Source organism: bacterium (genome assembly GCA_022616075.1).
In the GTDB taxonomy this organism is placed as follows: domain Bacteria; phylum Acidobacteriota; class HRBIN11; order JAKEFK01; family JAKEFK01; genus JAKEFK01.
On the sequence record JAKEFK010000096.1, the window covers coordinates 1 to 18,012 of the forward strand.

Annotated in this window: 19 protein-coding genes; 3 read left to right on the forward strand and 16 right to left on the reverse strand. The window is 48.8% G+C overall.

The window, feature by feature from the left end; all coding sequences use genetic code 11:
• On the reverse strand, positions 1–1,181 hold a 1,181-nt coding region (locus L0156_08200; GenBank protein ID MCI0602982.1), incomplete at its 3' end, for an amino acid permease.
• 302 nt (positions 1,182–1,483) lie between these two features.
• Positions 1,484–2,251 (reverse strand): RNA methyltransferase, encoded by a 768-nt coding sequence (locus L0156_08205; GenBank protein MCI0602983.1) that lies wholly within the window; start codon positions 2,249–2,251, stop codon positions 1,484–1,486.
• Between the two features lie 94 nt (positions 2,252–2,345).
• Here L0156_08205 and L0156_08210 point away from each other — a divergent pair, with 94 nt between their 5' ends.
• On the forward strand, positions 2,346–2,903 hold the full coding sequence (locus L0156_08210; GenBank protein MCI0602984.1) for a hypothetical protein: 558 nt from the start codon (positions 2,346–2,348) through the stop codon (positions 2,901–2,903).
• A gap of 37 nt (positions 2,904–2,940) precedes the next feature.
• Here L0156_08210 and L0156_08215 read toward each other — a convergent pair whose 3' ends face one another.
• The 10 genes from L0156_08215 to gcvT form a co-directional block, all read right to left on the reverse strand.
• Entirely contained in the window at positions 2,941–3,288 is a 348-nt protein-coding gene (locus tag L0156_08215; protein MCI0602985.1) for a hypothetical protein, read from the reverse strand.
• 526 nt (positions 3,289–3,814) lie between these two features.
• Positions 3,815–5,461, reverse strand: coding sequence for a protein kinase (locus tag L0156_08220; GenBank protein ID MCI0602986.1), 1,647 nt, complete (start codon positions 5,459–5,461; stop codon positions 3,815–3,817).
• Between the two features lie 141 nt (positions 5,462–5,602).
• Entirely contained in the window at positions 5,603–6,379 is a 777-nt protein-coding gene (locus L0156_08225; protein MCI0602987.1) for a Stp1/IreP family PP2C-type Ser/Thr phosphatase, read from the reverse strand.
• Positions 6,380–6,391: 12 nt separating this feature from the next.
• On the reverse strand, positions 6,392–7,522 hold the full coding sequence (locus L0156_08230; GenBank protein ID MCI0602988.1) for a hypothetical protein: 1,131 nt from the start codon (positions 7,520–7,522) through the stop codon (positions 6,392–6,394).
• Positions 7,519–7,965 (reverse strand): helix-turn-helix domain-containing protein, encoded by a 447-nt coding sequence (locus L0156_08235; GenBank protein MCI0602989.1) that lies wholly within the window; start codon positions 7,963–7,965, stop codon positions 7,519–7,521. The genes L0156_08230 and L0156_08235 overlap by 4 nt, the downstream gene beginning before the upstream one ends.
• A gap of 174 nt (positions 7,966–8,139) precedes the next feature.
• Positions 8,140–8,889: a hypothetical protein gene (locus tag L0156_08240; GenBank protein MCI0602990.1), complete on the reverse strand. Its 750-nt coding sequence runs from the start codon at positions 8,887–8,889 to the stop codon at positions 8,140–8,142.
• 73 nt (positions 8,890–8,962) lie between these two features.
• Complete coding sequence (gene gcvPB / locus L0156_08245; protein ID MCI0602991.1) at positions 8,963–10,435, reverse strand: aminomethyl-transferring glycine dehydrogenase subunit GcvPB; 1,473 nt, start codon at positions 10,433–10,435, stop codon at positions 8,963–8,965.
• The gene (gcvPA, locus tag L0156_08250; protein MCI0602992.1) at positions 10,432–11,775 is read right to left on the reverse strand and encodes an aminomethyl-transferring glycine dehydrogenase subunit GcvPA; all 1,344 of its coding nucleotides are present in this window, start codon (positions 11,773–11,775) and stop codon (positions 10,432–10,434) included. The genes gcvPB and gcvPA overlap by 4 nt, the downstream gene beginning before the upstream one ends.
• Before the next feature lie 36 nt (positions 11,776–11,811).
• Positions 11,812–12,198, reverse strand: coding sequence for a glycine cleavage system protein GcvH (gene gcvH / locus L0156_08255; protein MCI0602993.1), 387 nt, complete (start codon positions 12,196–12,198; stop codon positions 11,812–11,814).
• A gap of 10 nt (positions 12,199–12,208) precedes the next feature.
• Complete coding sequence (gene gcvT, locus L0156_08260) at positions 12,209–13,318, reverse strand: glycine cleavage system aminomethyltransferase GcvT (GenBank protein ID MCI0602994.1); 1,110 nt, start codon at positions 13,316–13,318, stop codon at positions 12,209–12,211.
• A gap of 193 nt (positions 13,319–13,511) precedes the next feature.
• On the opposite strand from gcvT, the gene L0156_08265 reads away from it, so the two are divergent.
• Both L0156_08265 and L0156_08270 read left to right on the forward strand, forming a co-directional pair.
• Positions 13,512–13,976, forward strand: a complete 465-nt coding sequence (locus L0156_08265) for a ubiquinol-cytochrome c reductase iron-sulfur subunit (GenBank protein MCI0602995.1) — start codon at positions 13,512–13,514, stop codon at positions 13,974–13,976.
• Between the two features lie 82 nt (positions 13,977–14,058).
• Positions 14,059–15,678, forward strand: coding sequence for a cytochrome b N-terminal domain-containing protein (locus L0156_08270; protein MCI0602996.1), 1,620 nt, complete (start codon positions 14,059–14,061; stop codon positions 15,676–15,678).
• 13 nt (positions 15,679–15,691) lie between these two features.
• On the opposite strand, the gene L0156_08275 is transcribed toward L0156_08270, so the two are convergent.
• The 4 genes from L0156_08275 to L0156_08290 are packed head-to-tail and all read right to left on the reverse strand — an operon-like array spanning position 15,692 to position 17,844.
• Positions 15,692–16,096, reverse strand: a complete 405-nt coding sequence (locus L0156_08275) for a hypothetical protein (protein MCI0602997.1) — start codon at positions 16,094–16,096, stop codon at positions 15,692–15,694.
• Positions 16,097–16,121: 25 nt separating this feature from the next.
• Positions 16,122–16,592, reverse strand: coding sequence for a tRNA adenosine(34) deaminase TadA (tadA, locus tag L0156_08280; protein ID MCI0602998.1), 471 nt, complete (start codon positions 16,590–16,592; stop codon positions 16,122–16,124).
• Positions 16,593–16,620: 28 nt separating this feature from the next.
• Complete coding sequence (locus tag L0156_08285; GenBank protein ID MCI0602999.1) at positions 16,621–16,926, reverse strand: hypothetical protein; 306 nt, start codon at positions 16,924–16,926, stop codon at positions 16,621–16,623.
• Positions 16,927–16,944: 18 nt separating this feature from the next.
• Positions 16,945–17,844, reverse strand: coding sequence for a cytochrome c family protein (locus L0156_08290; protein MCI0603000.1), 900 nt, complete (start codon positions 17,842–17,844; stop codon positions 16,945–16,947).
• Between the last annotated feature and the right edge of the window lie 168 nt (positions 17,845–18,012).

An 18,012-nucleotide genomic window follows, 5' to 3' on the forward strand; every position in this document is an offset into this window, starting at 1 on the left:
GCGGTAAGTAACAGCAAGGAAATCAGAATAGTGAGCACGGGCAGAACGGGTCCACCGGGAACCCGGAATGTTTCAGGCGATGGATCTTTTCGCCGCAGTTTCAACAGGGAGAGCGCCGCCCCGGCATAAGTAACCAGGCGTGCCATAGCGCTGAGAGTCGCAAGTTGCGAAAAAGTGCCGCTGATGGTGATCAGGGCAGCCAATGCGGTGATGAGCACAGTTGCGATGTGGGGTGTGCGAAAACGCGGATGAATTGCCTGGAGGAAGCGAGGCATTTGATCATGAACGGACATCGCATACAGGATACGCGGGGCAGCGAGCACCAGGAGCAACATGGTTCCGAGAGTTGAAACGATTGCGCCGGCGCTCATTAAGGTTCCTCCTCCGCTTCCCATGAATTGCACTGCTGCTTCTGCCAGCGGTGATTGAGCGGACGTCAGGTCCGGATGGGTGGCAACCGAAACAACCTGGATCAGGAAATAGATTACGATCGTCAGAATCGTTCCGATCAGCAATCCGCGCGGCAAAGTCTTTTGAGGATTTACGATTTCTCCGCCAGGGACTGCAACGATTTCAAATCCACTGAATACAAAAATTGCTAGAAGCAACGTTTCCGCAAGCGGACTAAACGCCGGGAATTTCATTCCTGAAAATAGATTCCAGTTGACAAAGAAAAGACCAATGCCGATAAACAGCAGCAGCGGAATTAGCTTTGCCGCGGTAAGAAAATTAATCACGCGTGAACTAAACTTAATTCCGATGTAATTGGCTCCGCCGAGCAAAAAGAAAGTCAGAAGGATGATGCCAACACGAAGCATTGTGCCGATTGATCCGAAATGACTGATGAATCCGATCATGGCATTACACAGCGCTGCTACAGAGCTCAGTCTTGCCAGAAAGTACATCCACCCGATTACAAAAGCAAAAGCGCCACCGAACGCCTCCGACGCATAAAGGTAAGCTCCACCCGTTCGATCATACCTGCCGCCAAGTTCTGCAAAACAGAGCACGATGATGCAAGCGAACAGACCTGCCAGAATGAAAGCAATCGGACTGGCGATTCCAAGAATTTTTCCCGCCGTTGCCGGCAATGCAAATATTCCAGCGCCGATAATGCCATTAATGGTCAGCGCAATTACTTCCTTTAATCCGACTGCGCGTATGAGTTTCTGCTCAGACATTTCTTCCTTTGAACCACAGATAAACACGGATGAACACAATGCGACCTTCGGCCGCAACCAAATTTAAGATTTCAGATGCTAGATTTCAGATTGAAATGTTTTGATTTCAGATTGAGACATATTCGCGGTTTGTAGCGCTGGCGTCCCGCCGGCGAAGACTTTTGCAGACCTCGAAGTTTTTTGCCGGCCGGAGGCCGGCGTTACAAATTATTTGACGGCATCGACCAAATAAAAAACTCTAAAGTCGATAAACGAGAAAAAATCAAGAAATATCTATTCTATCCTTCGATCCGGTTTATCTCCTAGTGTTGTTGAGCGTAGAAAGAGATCGTGTAAAGACAAATCGCAGCGGCAACGGCGGCGTTGAGTGACTCTACATGCCCTTTCATCGGTATGGAAACTTTTTCGTCTACGGGCAAATCCGCCGGCAGTCCGCGGCTTTCCGAGCCGATGCAAACGATCAGCGGAAAAACCGGTTTCCAATCCAAAAGGGAACGCCCGTTTCTGGTTACCAGACCGCAGGACTGGATATTTCGCTGCAGCCCCTGTTTCAGAAAATCCGTGGCATCTCCTATTTCCATCAGCGGGACACGAAACAGACTTCCCATGGAGGCGCGTACCACCTTCGGCAGAAAGGGATCCACGCAATCCGAATTGTAGCTGACCCATTCGCAGCCGCTTGCTTCTGCAGTGCGAAGAATTGCGCCGAAATTGCCAGGGTCACGGATGGATATCAGTAAGAGCGCAAATTTCGCTATCGCCAGAGATTGTACAAGGAGCGGTTTTCGTGCCACTCCAAGCATGCCTTGAGGCGTCTGGACGTCAGAGATCGACTTCAAAAGCCTCGGTGTGACAAGATAAATAGTCGTGCCCTGTTCTTCCAGTGGTTTCAACCACTGCTTTTCTTTTGCCCAAACCTCGGGAGTTACAAATACTTCTTCACACTTCAACCTCGAACCAATTGCTTCAAGCAAGAGCTTTTTGCCTTCAATCAAGAAGAGTTTTTCGTTCCGATTTTTGCCTATTTTCTTAGCCTTTTGAATGCGGGGATTCGTCGAACTTTGAATCATTCGCATGAGGGCGGAATGAACTTTACAACCATAGTTGATTGCGTTTATCATATACGATACATTGGAGTTGGCAATCCAAGGGGGTCGGGAGTAATTGGATTACTATCATAAGTTAAAGATAGCGCCAAACGCTTCACGTAAAGAGATCGAACAGGCCTACCAGCGCTTGCTGAAAGAATCTCGATACGACACATCAATCGACCGCCGGGAAATAGAAAACGCTTACAAGGTTTTGAGTGATCTGAATGCCAAGAGTCAATATGATACGCGACAGACGATTCGGCTGCAAAAGACCGTTCGGGTCCAGAAACGATTCAAAGAATTCGGAGTTATCGCCTGGATCAAGAGACGTACGCGACGCGAGCTCCTGGTAACTCTCGGATTTTGTCTGAGCCTGATGATCAGCTTTTACAGTTTCCGGTTTGGATATCTCTTAAAGACTTTTCAAGCCGGAGATGTGCTCTACGATAAAACTACGGACAAGCAATTTGGGAAAGTCTTAAAAGTGGAACAAAATTATCCTTTCGGTTCAAAATATCTCGATGCGTATCAGGTGGAGCTGGATCCCGCGGCGAAACGAGCCGTAGATTTTCAAAAAGTTGTATGGCTACCGCAGGACATTGTAAAAGCGAGATGTTACAAGAAGCAATGAGTGCTGAGTGCCGAGCTACCTCAGCACCCGGCACTCATCACTCAACACTTTGATACATTTCACGAACAGCGGGAGAGATCAGAGGGCTTTTCGTAAGCGGGTGGTTCGGACTCACTCTCCGGATCTTTTGGAACGCCGCCGAAGCTCTCTGGAAAGCCGTTTGATCAGATGATCCGGACAACAAATATTTGGCGGCATAAGAACAGCCGATCAGAAATTGAGCTGAAGCCTCTTCTGGAGTTAACTTCAGCGCGAGGGAAAAGGAAGCGATCGCCGAATCATAATCACCTTGAAAATACCTGCGCGCGCCATCTTTTATCAGCGTTTTCGTTTTTTGCAGATTTAATTCTTCCACTGTTGGCGCCGGCGGTCCCGGGACTGGCACGGGCTCGATCTTTTCCGGTTCCGGTTTCTTCTCGGGGATCACCGGTTCAGGTTTCGGCTGGATTGGTTCCGGTTTCTTCTCGGGGATCACCGGTTCAGGTTTCGGCTGGATGGGTTCTGGCTTCGGCTGGATTGGGTCCGGTTTTGGCTGGGGTTGATTCAGCAGTGCGAGCTGCGATGATGCCAGCGTTCTTAACTCTGAAAGATTTTGGAAAAGGCTCCGATTTCTTTGAATCTCCCCGTGCGAACTGGAGATATCAAATTCCTTCAAAGCACCCTGATAGTTTTTCTGGTTGAAATAAGCTTTTCCAAGATAATAATGCGGAAAATAATCATCAAATTTCATTCCGTAAAACTTGATGTTGAGTCCTTCCTGGTTTTTCTGGGCAATCGCAGATTGCAATCGGGGAACTGCTTCGCCGAATCGTCCTTTTTTGAGGTGGTCAAGCCCGGCTTCGTAGTCTTTATACCATTCTGCTGCAGAGGTAGAGACGGTGCATAAGAGAATCAGCAAGACCGCAAGAGTCTTATAAATCGAGTGAATCCACCGCCCTAGCATAGTCAAAACCATCCATTGTTTTCTTTACGACAGTGGTCGAATTGTTTTGAATTTCAACATCAATAGTGAGAGTTTTGTATTGCGGATTTGCAAGTACAATCCGGTATTTTCCAACAGGAAGCTCCATTTTGCACGGTGTGATCATTGCCGTGGAGGAGATGGGATTTCCTTTTTCATCTTTGACTTCCCGGATTTCGGCCCACGGTTGAATGTTTAGGGAAATCCATCCTGTCAGGACCGTAACCGGGGCCGGGGGTATTTCCTTTATTTCGGGTTTCACAACCGGTGCCGGTTCCGGACGCGGGATCGGTTCGACGATTGCAGGTGGCGCAGGTTCAAGTGTACGAAACTTATTCCAGAGTCCAATAAGGATTGCGCCGAAAACTATCACGGTAAGAATGGCGCCCGATAGAATCAACAATAACTTACGTGTTTCGGGAGCGAGAATCGGAGAAGGCTGCCGAACAGGATTCAGAATCGGTTGTGGCGGAACTTGATTGTAATTGGGGAGCGCAGGTCCCGTAGCCGGCGTAAGAGCTGTTGGTGTAAGCACCGTTGAACCGGGCTGTATTTCAGCTTCGGGAAGAAGGGGAGGAGGTGTTTGTGTTGCTGAAACGACTGTGGCGGCCACTTTTGTTTTCGGCGTCATTACTTCCGTAGAAGGTCGAGGGGTGATCAATCCAGATGGAGCGGTTCCGGGTCTTGGAGTCCGTCTCTGAGAGGGAAGGGGCGTTCTTCCACCGGCGAAAGGAAGCGGGGTACCGGACGAGGAAAGTAGCGTAGGATCCGCTTGCTGAATTTGCCCCAGCACCTGCAGTAGATCGTCTGTAAGTTCTTCGCACGTTTGATAACGTTCTTCCTGATTCTTTGCCAGCGCACGATGAATCACATCTTCCAGACCTTCCGGAGGCACAAACTGGCCGTCTGTGAGCGGGTCCGGCTCGGAGTGAATGATCTTAAATAGTACGGTGGTTGGATTATCACCGGGAAATGGTTTTCGAAAACTCAGCAATTCATACAGCACAACTCCAAGTGAAAAAATATCCGCCCGCCGGTCCACCTTCTCTCCGCGAATTTGTTCAGGCGCCATGTAATGAGGTGTACCCATGATCATGCCCGTTCGTGTAAAATGAGAAGCCGAAATCTTTGCGATTCCGAAATCCATGATTTTCACATCTCCATTGTCCAGCAACCGGATGTTTGCAGGCTTGATATCGCGGTGAACGATGCCGTTATTGTGCGCGTAGCCTAGACCAATGCTGGTTTGGATCAAAACATCGAGTTTTTTGGGAAGCAATAATTCAATCTTATTTTTGATGATCTGTTCCAGGTCTGTTCCGGTCAGGAACTCCATGGCAATATACGGACATCCTTCTTCGTCTTCCCCCAGATCGTAAATCGTTACGATATTAGGATGTCGTAGACCACCGGCCGATTGTGCTTCACGAACAAAACGGGTCCGGAGATCCGGATCTTCCGAGACATCCTTCAGCATTGTTTTCAATGCGATGTCCCTCTTTAGAAAAGGATCCACTGCGCGATAAACATAACCCATCCCCCCGCGTCCGATTCTTTCGACGATGGTGTATTTCCCTATTTTCTGCGGGTTTGCCATATGAGAGTACCAAAGTAATGAGTCATGAGTAATGAGATTTCTCAGGAGAACTCATTGCTCATAACTCATTGCTCATTACTGATCTAACATCGATCCGTCTCAGCGACTTGTCAATGAGAAATGAAAAAGGAATGGAGGAATCTATTCTTGTGGCTCGTCTTGGTATTTTACGAGAATCGCCGTGACGTTGTCTTCACCTCCGTTCTGATTCGCTATGTTGATCAGTTCTTCGCACGCTTTTTCCAGATCACCTTTATGCCGATCTACGATGTCCAGAATATCTTCATCGGAAATCATGGTATTGAGTCCATCTGAACAGAGGAGAATGATGTCGCCATTTTGCAGCGGTTCTTCCGTGACATCCACATCCACCGGATTGGGGCCGCCCAGCGCTCGCGTCACAATATTTCGATAAGGGTGATTCCTCGCCTGTGCCGAAGTGATGGCGCCGGTCCTTAATTGTTCATTGACCCAGGAATGGTCGCTCGTTAACTGAATGAGTTTTCCTTCCCGGACCAGATAGGCCCGGCTATCTCCTACGTGCGCAACCTGGGCTTTGGTATCAGCAACCAGGATGGAAACAACTGTTGTTGCCATCCCCTGAAATTCTTTCTTTTGACTTGTAGCTTCCAGAACTTTGGCATGTGCGCTCTGGATCGCTGTTTTCAAGCGGTTCCCGGCCAGAGATAAAGTTTCATCATATTCGTAAGGCCAGGTGATATCCTTATCATCGTTGGTGAATTTGATAAATTCCTGAATGGAGTCGACTGCGATTTTTGATGCGACCTCACCGGCGGCATGCCCTCCCATACCATCCGCGACCACAAATAGCTTCAGTTCCGGATCCGCAAAAAAGCTGTCCTCATTTGCGCTCCTCTTTCTTCCAACATCAGATATGGCCTTGTAGTTGATATTCATACGGAACCGATATTATTTCCGAGTATGTTCTTTCATGTCGTAGAGCCGCTTCGCCTGCCGGCGGATCAGATCGGGAATATTTCTATCACGAACGATGTTTCGTAAATCCATCTCTCGTAACAATTTTAATAGATTTAAGGAAACAGGACTAGGTGTCTTCGGATTCTTCACCAGTAGGTGGATTACCGAGTATTTCTTCACACAATCTCGCGACTGCCCCATTTGCCGGAGAATGTCGCTATCGAGATTCCTCATCTGCGCGAAATTTTCAAGCTCCGGATCCGTAATTTTCGGATTCTTCAAAACCATAGAAGCCACCTGTTTACTGTGATCGCGAATTAATATGCCCCTTTCTTCTTTGGTTCCAAAGAGTGCCGCGCGCAGTTTTTCTCCCTGATTCATTTTGATGATGCGTTGATATGTTGTAAAAACCTCTTCCGGCACGTCCCGCAACTCTTCCGGAGAAAATATTTTTTGCAACTCCTGCTGCACTTGTTGATCGGTGATCTCTACAGTCTGTTTGCTGCTATCCGCTTCGAGAATCAGTCTTTGGGATTCGGCATCCAGAGTGGGAATGCGAGCCAGGATGTCTTCCAGAGGCAGGCTGATGACTTCATCCAGGGGCGACTCATGCCTCGCCATCTGTTTCTTGAACACGAATTCCGTCTTGAACTCTTCGATCCTTCTTTTTTGATCGATTGTCAAAAACGGATTCTGCTCCATCGCTATCAGAATCGCGTTACTCCGGAGAAGCCTGACCTGATTGTTAATGATCAAATCCAGATTGGCGCCCGATTCCTGGGAAGCCATATGACGGACAATTTCATCCGGCACCGAATGATTTAACAAAATTCTTTCATGAATGAGAGGGGGAAAGTTCGTTTGTTGCAGGCAATAGTAAAGGACATCTCGCGATGGATCTTTTTTCTCTACAAGCCGGATCCACGTTTCTTCCGAAACTCGGGCGAGCGTGAGTTTCGCTGCTTTGGCCACTCCTTCTTCGGGGTCTTGACGGAGCAAAATCTGCAGGGGAATCAAGTCATCTTCCGGTATCGGCAAAAGCCCTTGAGCCGCAAACTGCCGGATATTTAAAGGAGCCGTTCCTGAACGGATCTGGTCAATCAGCACAGCAGTCGGGTTCATACAAAGGAATCATCCGATGCCGTAACAGGTGTGACAACAGTGTTCTTCCTAAAGGGCATTTTTTCGGGAAATCTCCAGACCAGAAAAAGCATCACCAAAAGAAAGGAAACGGCGGCTACAAAAATCACAATCAACTGGGTTTTCGTAATCTTTCTCCCCTCTTTACCGGCTGGAATAATCAAAGCAGGAGGTAATTTCGCTTCCTGATCTGTCCCTGTCTGGATTTGGTATTTTCGGATTATGAGTTCTGGGTCCAGGCCAATAAACTCCGCATATGCCCGGATGAAATTGCGATTGAAGATGCCCCCCGGCAGAGCCCCAAAGTTATCCTTCTCAATCGCTTCGAGCATTCGAATATTGATCTTAGTGGCATCGGAGATCTCACGTAATGAGATTTCTCGAAACTCTCGCTCTCTTTTCAGTTCCTCCCCTATGGAGATCATAAAAACTAAACACAGGTATGATGGCTAAAATATAGACTACACCTGAATTGGTCGTTAATTTTAGCCCTTTCCTTTCCGGCTTGTCAACGAAGGTTTTTACCGCAGAGATCGCAGAGGGCGCAGAGAGAAAAAGAGAATTTTTTCTCCGCGCTCTCTGCGTTCTCGGCGGTGAAATTAATACTCGCCTGTCAGGATGCGGTCGGCGGCTGCGCGGATCAGGTGCGGTGTTTGGGCATCTTTCGCCAGTATTTCGAGGTCCCTTTTCTGGAGTTTGGAAAGGAAGGAGAGCGTAAAACGAAGCGGGGTTCTCAAATTACGCACGAGCGCAAGACGAACCGGATAGCGGTTCGTCCATTGACGGTCGGATGCGATCGTTTCGAGAACACCTACGGGTGTTAGCTCGTTGCTGATAATCGGCAGCAAATCCTCTTCGACAAAACGGGGATTGCGCAACAAACACCCGAATACGGATGGCTCCAGTTCAGTTTTTAATAGACCGATCACCGGGCGGGGGGCGGTCCTTGCCAGCGTCTTCTTTTCCCCCAAAGTCAGCCCGGACACTTTTTCCCGAAGATAGTTTTCGGCCGACCGGCGCAGAGGAGGGAAAAGCCGGTAATTTTCAGCGATTCGAACCAGGTCGTTCCAGAAAAGTGTTTGCAGGAGACGCATGGACAGCGTATAGGGAGTCTTTGGACAATTTACGATGCCGAATTGTACTTTGTAGCTTTTACTGAAGCGATCATGAACCGTCTGGATAATTTCCTTCGTGATGTGTGGATTTCGAAGAAGCGAAAGTATGTGTTCTTCGGAAAGGACCGGGTTCGAAAGACAGAGCATCAATCGCGATCGATTGGTGCTGGAAACGATTGAATATAACTCTTCACCGCTGCACGTAAGTGGTGACGGTTCCAATTCAGGGCTCATTTTCAACGCAGAGACGTGGAGACGCAGAGAAAAGAGATTAAAACTCTGCGTCTCTGCGCCTCTGCGTTAAATCCTAAGCTTTCCAGCGCAGCACAGGTCTGCGAGCTGCTTCGGCTTCATCCAGACGCGAAATCTTTGTCGTATGGGGGGCTGATTTCACCGTTTCAGGTTCTGTTTTTGCCTCTTCATCAATCTTTTTCATCGCCTCTACAAATGCGTCGAGCGTTTCCAGCGATTCCGTTTCAGTCGGCTCGATCATCATAGCTCCTGGCACAATTAACGGGAAATAGATGGTGGGTGGGTGAAATCCGTAATCCATCAATCGTTTTGCAATATCCAGCGTTTTCACGTCCTGTTTTAGCTGCCATTTATCAGAAAAAATAACTTCGTGCATGACCGGACGATCATAGGGTAGATGATAATTCTCTTTCAGTTTGACACGCAAATAATTGGCATTCAGAACTGCCAGCTCAGCAACGTTCCGGATGTGATCACTTCCGTAGGCCAAAAGATAAGTATAGGCTCGCACCAGAATTCGAAAGTTTCCATAGAATGAATGAATTTTTCCGATTGAATCCGGGAAATCACTCGAAAAACTATAACCTTCACCCTTTTTCACGATGCGCGGAACAGGTAGAAAAGGCTCAAGCGCCGATTTTACAAGTACCGGTCCCGCTCCCGGTCCGCCGCCGCCGTGCGGCGTGCTGAAGGTTTTGTGAAGATTCAAATGCATTACATCGGCGCCGAAATCTCCGGGTCGCGCAACGCCGACCACAGCATTCATGTTGGCGCCATCCAGATATACAAATCCTCCCTTTGCGTGCAAGATCTGAGCAATCTTTCCTATATCTTCTTCAAATAACCCGACCGTGTTGGGGTTAGTTATCATGAGCGCTGCAACATCTTCATTCATGGCAGCCGTGAGAGATTTCAAGTCCAGGCATCCTCTCTCATTTGCAGGCAGTTCCACAATGTCATATCCGCATAGCGCCGCGCTTGCAGGATTGGTTCCGTGCGCCGAATGAGGGATCAAGATTTTCTTGCGAGGGTTTTGATCTCTCTTGAGCAGACACGCCCGAACCAGCATCATTCCTGTCATTTCTCCCTGCGCGCCTGCGGACGGTTGCAACGAGATTGCGTCCATTCCGAAAATCTCGCACAGATATTGTTGCAACAGGAATAGCAGTTCGAGATTCCCTTGCAATGTGGAGTAGGGTTGTTCCGGATGCGTATAAGCGAAGCCTGGAAACGCCGCCGTTCGCTCGTTGATTTTCGGATTGTATTTCATCGTGCAGGAGCCTAACGGATAAAAAGCAGTATCAATGCTATGGTTCCATTGAGATATTCTGGTGAAATGACGAATCACTTCCAGCTCACTGATCTCCGGCATTTCGGAAATCTGCTCACGAATCAATTCTCCAGGCAGTATTTCTTCCGCCTTCACTTCTGCAATTTCCGCGGGAGGCAACGAATAGCCGGAGCGGTCCTTCCGCTTTTCAAAAATCAGAGGTTCATCCAGATGGCCTGCTTGTTTTGTTGATTTCATCGCAGTCCTTCCAGCTCAACCGCAAGTTGATCCACTTTATTTTTCTTGGTCATTTCTGTTACGCAGATCAATAAATGTCGCGCGAATTCCGGATAGTAGCGCCCGAGTGGGATTCCTGGATAAATCTTTTTGCCGGCCAGTTTCCGGCAAACTTCTTCAGCATCCGAAGACAATTCCAGAACGAATTCATTAAAATGAGGTCCGGAAAAAGCGATGCGTCCCGCCTTGCGGAGTTTTTCTTTCGCATAGTGAGCCATCTGAAGATTGCGAAGCGCCAAATTGCGAAATCCTTCTGCGCCTAGATAGGACAAATACACGGTTACTGCGAGTGCGCATAAACCTTGATTGGTGCAGATGTTTGAAGTGGCTTTTTCACGACGAATATGTTGTTCGCGCGCTGCGAGAGTCAACACGAATCCGCGGCGTCCTTTCTGATCCTTTGCCATTCCAACCAGACGTCCGGGGAGCATTCGCATCAAGTTTTGCCTTGTAGCAAGAAATCCAACGTACGGGCCACCATAACCCACAGGCAAGCCCAGTGACTGCGCTTCACCGGCGCACAGGTCGGCTCCACAGTCTCCCGGAGAGTTCAAGATTCCCAGAGACAAAGCTTCCGCTACGATCGAAATACCCAGCACGCTTCTCTGTTTGGCTGCTTGAAATAGAGCCGTTTGATCTTCCACGACTCCGAAGTAGTTCGGTGACTGAATTGCAACACAAATCGTATTGTCATCCAGCTGCTTTGCCAGCCCCGCAGAGTCCACTCTGCCTTGTGCATCGTAAGACAGTTCAACGATTTCAACCGGTAGATTGGCCGTGTAAGTCCGGATGACCTTTCGGTAATTCGGATGAACCGACCTGGCAAGCAGGACTTTGGTGCGTCCGGATTGAGCCCGCCGCGCCATGAGCACCGCTTCTGCAGCCGAAGAAGCTCCGTCATACATCGATGCATTTGCGATATCGAGTCCTGTGATCTGGCAGATATATGTCTGAAACTCAAAAATTGCTTGCAGCGTTCCTTGACTGATCTCCGGCTGATACGGCGTATAGCTGGTCATGAATTCGCCACGGCTGATCAATGCGTCCACTAGCGCCGGCGAATAATGATGATAAGCGCCACCACCAAGAAAAGAAGAAGATTCCAGCAAATGATGATTGCGCGCTGAGAGCTGCCACAAATGTTCCGTTAATTCCTGTTCCGACAGGGCTGCCGGAATGGAAAATTGACCCTGAAATTTGAGCGCGGCCGGAATCATGGAGAAGAGTTCATCGAAGTTGCCGACTCCAACTTCCTCCATCATCTTTTTGATGTCTTGTTCCGTTGCAGGAATGTATCTCATTATTAATCGTGGATCGTGATCGTGATCGTAATCGTTCTAATGCTGATCTTGTGAAATCAACTCTTCGTATTCTTCAGCGCTGAGAAGCCCCTCAAGATCCGCTTCATTGTTCACTTTAATTTTGATCAGCCACCCTTTGTCATGAGCATCTTCGTTGATCAGTTCCGGTCTTTGCACAACATCATTGTTTACTGCCACAACTTCCATAGAAACAGGAGCATAGATTTCGGAAACAGCCTTCACAGATTCCACCGATCCAAAAGGTTTTCCTGCTTCGTAATTCTTTCCTGGCTGCGGCAATTCCACAAATACGATATCTCCGAGCTGCTTTTGAGCGTAAATGGTGATGCCGACTACAGCTTGAGATCCATCTTTCTTGATCCATTCGTGCTCTTTTGTATAGAGGTATTCTTTTGGATACATTCGAAGCTCCTTACTTCTTTCTTCTGTAAAACGGAGTTGGTACAACACGCGCTTTCAAACGTTTTCCCCGCACATCAATTTCAAATTCCTGATCGACCGCTGCGTACTCATCAGGCAGATACAACAGACCAATCGCTTTTTTCAAATAGGGCGCATAGGTACCGCTCGTAACTGCTCCCACTTTTTTGTCTTCGATAAAGGCGTCATATCCATGTCTCGCGATGCCGCGGTCCAAAATCTCGAAACCGGCGAGTTTTCGATCGAGGCCATTTTCTTTTTGATTCCACAAAGCGGACCTGCCGATGAAATCACCCTTATCCCACTTGATGATCCATTCAAGATCTGCTTCCAGCACGGTCGTTGTCTGGTCAATGTCATTGCCGTAGAGAACCATTTTTGCTTCCAGTCGAAGAGTGTCCCTCGCTCCTAATCCGGCGAGAGTAACATGATCCCCTCCGATTTCACGAATCCGGTTCCAGAGGGAAGCGGCTTTCGCAGGCTTGCTAAAAATTTCGAATCCATCTTCACCTGTATAACCGGTCCTGGCCGCGATGACCTGTTCGCCGGCCAGGTCCAAACGGCGGAACCAGTAATACTTCACACTTTGTAGATCAAAAGCTGTCATCTTCTGCAGAATGGAGATCGCCCTTGGTCCTTGCAGAGCGATCTGCGCATATTGATCGCTGGTGTTGCGAACTTCCACATTCCCGCGCGCATGACTTCGAATATATTCGTAGTCTTTCTCCGCATTGGAAGCGTTTACGCAGAGGAAAAAATGATTTTCTGCAAAACGATAAACCAGCAAGTCATCTACGAATGTTCCTTCCGGGTAAATCAGGGCGCTGTACTGAGCCTGGTTGAGGGCAAGTTTTGCTGCGTTGTTTGTGGTGACCCTCTGAACAAGCGCAAGGGCATCCGGACCGGTAACTTCAATCTCACCCATGTGAGAAACATCGAAGAGCCCCGCAGAGGTGCGCACTGCCACATGTTCGCTGACAACACCGGTGTACTCGATCGGCATGTGCCAGCCGGCATATGGGACCATTTTGGCCCCCGCAGCAGTGTGCACGGCATGCAAAGGAGTACGTTTTAGTTCGTCGGAAGAAGCTTCAACCGTCATCAGGAATTTACATTGAGTTAATGTTTTTTGGGAAAACTCACGCTATCATAATCCTCCTTTGAGTGTCAATTTAAAAACATAAATGAACCGCCAAGGCACCTAGAACGCCAAGAAAAAAGATCTACATTTTTAATCATGGCGTCATTGCGTCTTGGCGGTTGAAAATGATTTCATCTGTGGTTTCATATAAATGATGGAACGACGAACTTTCCTGAGCCGCCTTGTGCAACTCTTTTCTGCGCTAATCTCCGTATTATTTGCGCTGCCCCTCCTTCGTTTCGTCCAGGCATCATTTGCTTCCACTCAGGATGCATCTGCGTATCCGATCGGTGATGTGAACGCTCTTCAAGAGGAGATCACGCGTGTTGCTTTTACGCGTTTAATGCGCGATGGGTGGATGGTGCATACCGTTGAAGAATATGTTTGGGTTCGAAAAAAGCCCGATGGAACGGTCCTTGTATTCGAACCGCACTGCACACACCTGGGCTGCGCTTATGATTGGGATTCGAAAAGCGAACAGTTTCGCTGCCCCTGTCATGGTGGAAGGTTCGATAAAGAAGGAAATCGGATCGCCGGACCGCCACCACGGCCACTCGACCGTTTTCAGGTGAAGAAGGAAGGAACGCAGATCAGAATCGGCAAAATTTCGAAAATTTAGTTTTTGAACAGAAGATCGCGAAGGACGCAAAGATTAAAAAATCTTAGCGATCTTTGCGTTCTTCTGTTAAAAAAAGCTAAAAATGTTCAACTGGCTGGAAAATCGAATCGGATTGAAATCGGGTTGGCATCGATTTCTTAATGAACGTTTACCGGCCAAAGTGGGTTGGCCACATGTGCTCGGATCGATCCTGCTCGCTTTGCTCGGTTTTCAGTTTCTGACCGGCTTTCTTCTTTCTTTTGTCTATTCACCATCGCCGCAAGGAGCCCATCCTTCTGTCCGTTTTCTGATGGAGCAAATGCAGGGAGGCGCCTGGCTTCGGGGTTTGCATTACTGGGGAGCTTCCTTCCTCGTTGTGTTCGCAGGATTCCATTTGATCCGAACGTTTCTTTACGCAGCGTACCGGAAACCCAGGGAACTCACCTGGTTTGCCGGTCTCTTGCTTCTGTTCTGCATTCTCGCGTTCGGCCAGACGGGATACTTGCTCCCCTGGGACCAGCGTTCTTACTGGGGTACAACCGTGACGATCCAAATCATCAGCACCATTCCACTGATTGGTCCGGCGCTGGCCCATCTGATTCGGGGAGGCGAATCTGTTGGCGCTATGACCCTGAGCAGATTCTACAGCATTCATGTCATCCTGTTGCCCATTATTACTATTCTATTAGTAGCAGTGCATCTCTTTTTGGTCCGGCGTTTCGGAATCACGGCGCCCTGGTCGCGCACCGGGGATCAAGCTCCGCGCGAAACGCCATTCTACCCATACCAGATGGTACGGGATTCCGCGGCAGCGTTTCTCGTTCTCTGTCTGCTCTGTCTCTTTGCGTGGCAACTGTACGCCCCGCTCGATTCTCCCGCGGATCCATCCGATACCACTGTCGCTCCGCGCCCGGACTGGTACTTCCTGTTTCTATTCCAGATGCTCCGTTATTTTGAAGGAAAGTGGGAAGTTGTGGGCACTTTCTTTATCCCCGCGTTGCTGACCGTTGCGCTTTTTTTGATCCCTTTCATAGATCGAAATCCGAGAAGAGAATTGCGATACCGGTCCTTCGCGATCACCTTCTTGTTGATCGGGATTTCGACGTGGGCGTGGTTGACCTATGCAGCAATTCAGGAAACGCCTCCTCGTTCCGTTCTGGGGCTCGCAGGAATTCTTACCACACGTGCAGAACGGATCAAGCGTCCTTCGGAAGTTGGTGGACTTTATTTGCTCAAACAGCATTGCTTCGAATGCCATAGTATGACTGTATTAGGAGATCGCCCGGACTTGCAGACCTTAGCGCGAAACCAGTTCCCGTCCGGTTCTGGCTGGTTTCAGCAACACATGCAAGAACAACTGGGGAGCGAAATTGTTTTTAAAGATAAGGAAGTGGAAGAACTGATGTCCGTTTTGCGTATCGTTTCAGGGGATCGCCCGGATCTCCTTTCCTCCATCCCTTCCCGGGTGAGATTCGGCGCGCATTTTCTCTATAACAGTTCCTGTTTGAATTGTCATAAAATCGATGGACAGGGGGGTAAGAAGCCGGAAGTCCCATCCCCCGACTTAACATTCCGGCTGCTTCGCACGAAAGAATGGCATAAGAAACACATCTACGATCCGCAATCGCTTGTACGCAATTCGAAAATGCCCCCGTTCTTTCACTATGAGCCGCATGAATATGAAGCACTGGCGGAATACATTTTGTATCTGCACACGCCCTAGCGAGCCGTAATCCTTATTTCCACTCCCAGCTTTGCGATGAGTAATTTCCTGCCGCGTCGACCTCGTATTCAAACACAACAGCCATCGAGTTGAGGGCGGATAACTTGCTGGAAGACGTTTCAAAGAAGATTGCACCACGAAAGCTTACGCCTCCGTCCGTTTTTGGAGTCCCAACACCTTGTCCTCGCCAGGTCGCGGTTTCACCGTTTTCCATCATTGCGACTCCTTGTCCCTCTCCAAACAGCGTTCCGATATTTCTCATAATGGACCAGTACGTTGCCATGGATTTGTACTTTACACCGAGGATCTGGCCTTCTCCCTCCTGAGATGTCTCAACTCTCACAGTCAAATCATCATTGCTCAGCACTCTTCTTCCCGTAACTTTGCCTTTCTCTGTTCCTATTCTTTCTCCTAACATTTTCTAACCTCCTTAATTGATTCTTTTATGTTAACCCTTTTTCGTTGTTCAATCGGAGTTTTTGAAAAAATTCTTTTAGAAGTGTCGAAGCTTCGTTTTGCAGAAGCCCCGTGCTCACTTCCACTCTATGGTTTAGTTGAGGCCAACGAACTACATCCAGAATACTGCCGCACGCTCCTGCTTTTGGATCCGGTGTAGCAATGACAAGTCGTTTGACACGCGCCAATACCAAAGCTCCAGCGCACATCACGCACGGCTCCAGTGTGACGTAGAGGGATGTATTCAGCAACCATTTTACGGGATGAGTTTTGAGAGCTGCTTGCATCGTAAGGAGTTCGGCATGCGCGAGTGGATCCTTCTGCTGAACCATCCTGTTGTGATTTCTGGCGATGATGCGATCTTCAAACACCAGAACAGCACCGACCGGAACTTCGTTTTCTGCAGCAGCCAGGCGCGCTTCTTCCAGCGCCATCGCCATGTATTCTTCATCCACCATACTCAGCACTCAGCACTACGGCACTCTGTTAGTTCCTTCGTTGACGAACTGGAATTTTTTGACTCGCCTGAGTCATCGGCCAGACTTTATCGGCAAGATGATACTTCAATACAACTTGCACCTCGACATCAGTGACTTCTGCAGGCGCGGTGATCTCAAAGGACAGTGTCATTTTGCCGGGTTGAAGCGCCTTGTCCTCCCACGAGCTAACCAGCCAGCTATCAACCGTCATCTCTCCTTTTTGATGCTTCTCGGTATAGCCGATCATGTTGAAGGTTTTCGTTTCCCCAAACACCTGAAACCCTTTCGAATCTTTTGCGGTGACATCCAGCACCACTTTGGCGGCCCATGGTCACGTATCCGGAATCCGATGGCCCGCCTTGTTATCGATGTTTACAGTAAGAGTTACAGTGCCATCTTTAGTGCCGGGCTTATGGGCAAGAAAGATTTCAGAAGCATTTTTTAGCGTGGTGGCGTCGTGCCAGCCAGGGAAGGTATGATTGGAGACTTTCCGCTGGGGAACATCGTCCCCATCGGCCGCCTTGCCGTCTTTCTTTTCCATGTGACAGTCCTGGCAGTGCTTGACATCTGCTCCCTTAGCTGTGGGTCCCGCGGCCCAGCTATCATAAGTCATGGAGCAGACTACGTCCCAATCCCCTTCGAGCTTCAAATCAGCAGGGGTGGCATAGGTGTGGCACCCTTTGCAGAATTCTGATTTCTCCATCACCGGAGCATAATGGCTGTTGTGTTGAGTCTTCACCGGATTCTTGATAGTCCCGTAGTAGGTTTGTTTTTCGATCTCTTCAGGTGGCTTCGCGTGGAGATCACCACCGCCGAACAGAGCGTGGCAAGCCACGCAATCCACGTTCAATCTTGCGAGCGCTTCTTTTTGATCGCTTTTAATCAGATGAGCAAGTCGTTTGAAGTCTTCGTCCGCTGCAAACCGCATTACCGGCGCGTGGCAGCCTATGCAGGCCATTAACTCGTTTCGATTCAGTTCCCTTCCCTTTACTTGCTCTTGTGTAATGATGTACTTCTTAAGAAAGGTAAGCGCAGCAACCACGCTTTTGGCGTGGTAGGACTGTTCCCATTCCTGGTAGTTGCGCAAATGGCAGCTCTTGCAAGTATCAGCGGTGGACTTCAGAGGACTGACCATCGGCGCCCCTTCTTCCTGCGCCGAGACAATATCAAAGACTAATAAGAGTGCAATCGCACTCGCAGAAATAAAAATCGACCACCTTGGCAGGATCATTTCGGCCTCCTGACGTCCACTCACGGAGCCAGATAAGCAATACTGTTATTTTCTCTCACCCAACGTTCGATTTCAAACTTTGCTCAAGCACTAAGTGTCCCTTCCCATAAATATGATGACATATGCTGCTGGCTCGCAGGCTTGATGGCAAGGCGCGAGCGAGGCGCA

What these genes read in the sequence shown, in the direction of transcription:
- L0156_08220 (MCI0602986.1), bottom strand. Translation starts at nt 5,461, where the DNA reads ATGGCAAACCCGCAGAAAATAGGGAAATACACCATCGTCGAAAGAATC.
- L0156_08290 (MCI0603000.1), bottom strand. Translation starts at nt 17,844, where the DNA reads ATGATCCTGCCAAGGTGGTCGATTTTTATTTCTGCGAGTGCGATTGCA.
- L0156_08265 (MCI0602995.1), top strand. Translation starts at nt 13,512, where the DNA reads ATGGAACGACGAACTTTCCTGAGCCGCCTTGTGCAACTCTTTTCTGCG.
- gcvH (MCI0602993.1), bottom strand. Translation starts at nt 12,198, where the DNA reads ATGTATCCAAAAGAATACCTCTATACAAAAGAGCACGAATGGATCAAG.
- L0156_08275 (MCI0602997.1), bottom strand. Translation starts at nt 16,096, where the DNA reads ATGTTAGGAGAAAGAATAGGAACAGAGAAAGGCAAAGTTACGGGAAGA.
- L0156_08235 (MCI0602989.1), bottom strand. Translation starts at nt 7,965, where the DNA reads ATGATCTCCATAGGGGAGGAACTGAAAAGAGAGCGAGAGTTTCGAGAA.
- tadA (MCI0602998.1), bottom strand. Translation starts at nt 16,592, where the DNA reads ATGGTGGATGAAGAATACATGGCGATGGCGCTGGAAGAAGCGCGCCTG.
- gcvPA (MCI0602992.1), bottom strand. Translation starts at nt 11,775, where the DNA reads ATGAGATACATTCCTGCAACGGAACAAGACATCAAAAAGATGATGGAG.
- L0156_08240 (MCI0602990.1), bottom strand. Translation starts at nt 8,889, where the DNA reads ATGAGCCCTGAATTGGAACCGTCACCACTTACGTGCAGCGGTGAAGAG.
- gcvPB (MCI0602991.1), bottom strand. Translation starts at nt 10,435, where the DNA reads ATGAAATCAACAAAACAAGCAGGCCATCTGGATGAACCTCTGATTTTT.
- gcvT (MCI0602994.1), bottom strand. Translation starts at nt 13,318, where the DNA reads ATGACGGTTGAAGCTTCTTCCGACGAACTAAAACGTACTCCTTTGCAT.
- L0156_08270 (MCI0602996.1), top strand. Translation starts at nt 14,059, where the DNA reads ATGTTCAACTGGCTGGAAAATCGAATCGGATTGAAATCGGGTTGGCAT.
- L0156_08205 (MCI0602983.1), bottom strand. Translation starts at nt 2,251, where the DNA reads ATGATTCAAAGTTCGACGAATCCCCGCATTCAAAAGGCTAAGAAAATA.
- L0156_08230 (MCI0602988.1), bottom strand. Translation starts at nt 7,522, where the DNA reads ATGAACCCGACTGCTGTGCTGATTGACCAGATCCGTTCAGGAACGGCT.
- L0156_08225 (MCI0602987.1), bottom strand. Translation starts at nt 6,379, where the DNA reads ATGAATATCAACTACAAGGCCATATCTGATGTTGGAAGAAAGAGGAGC.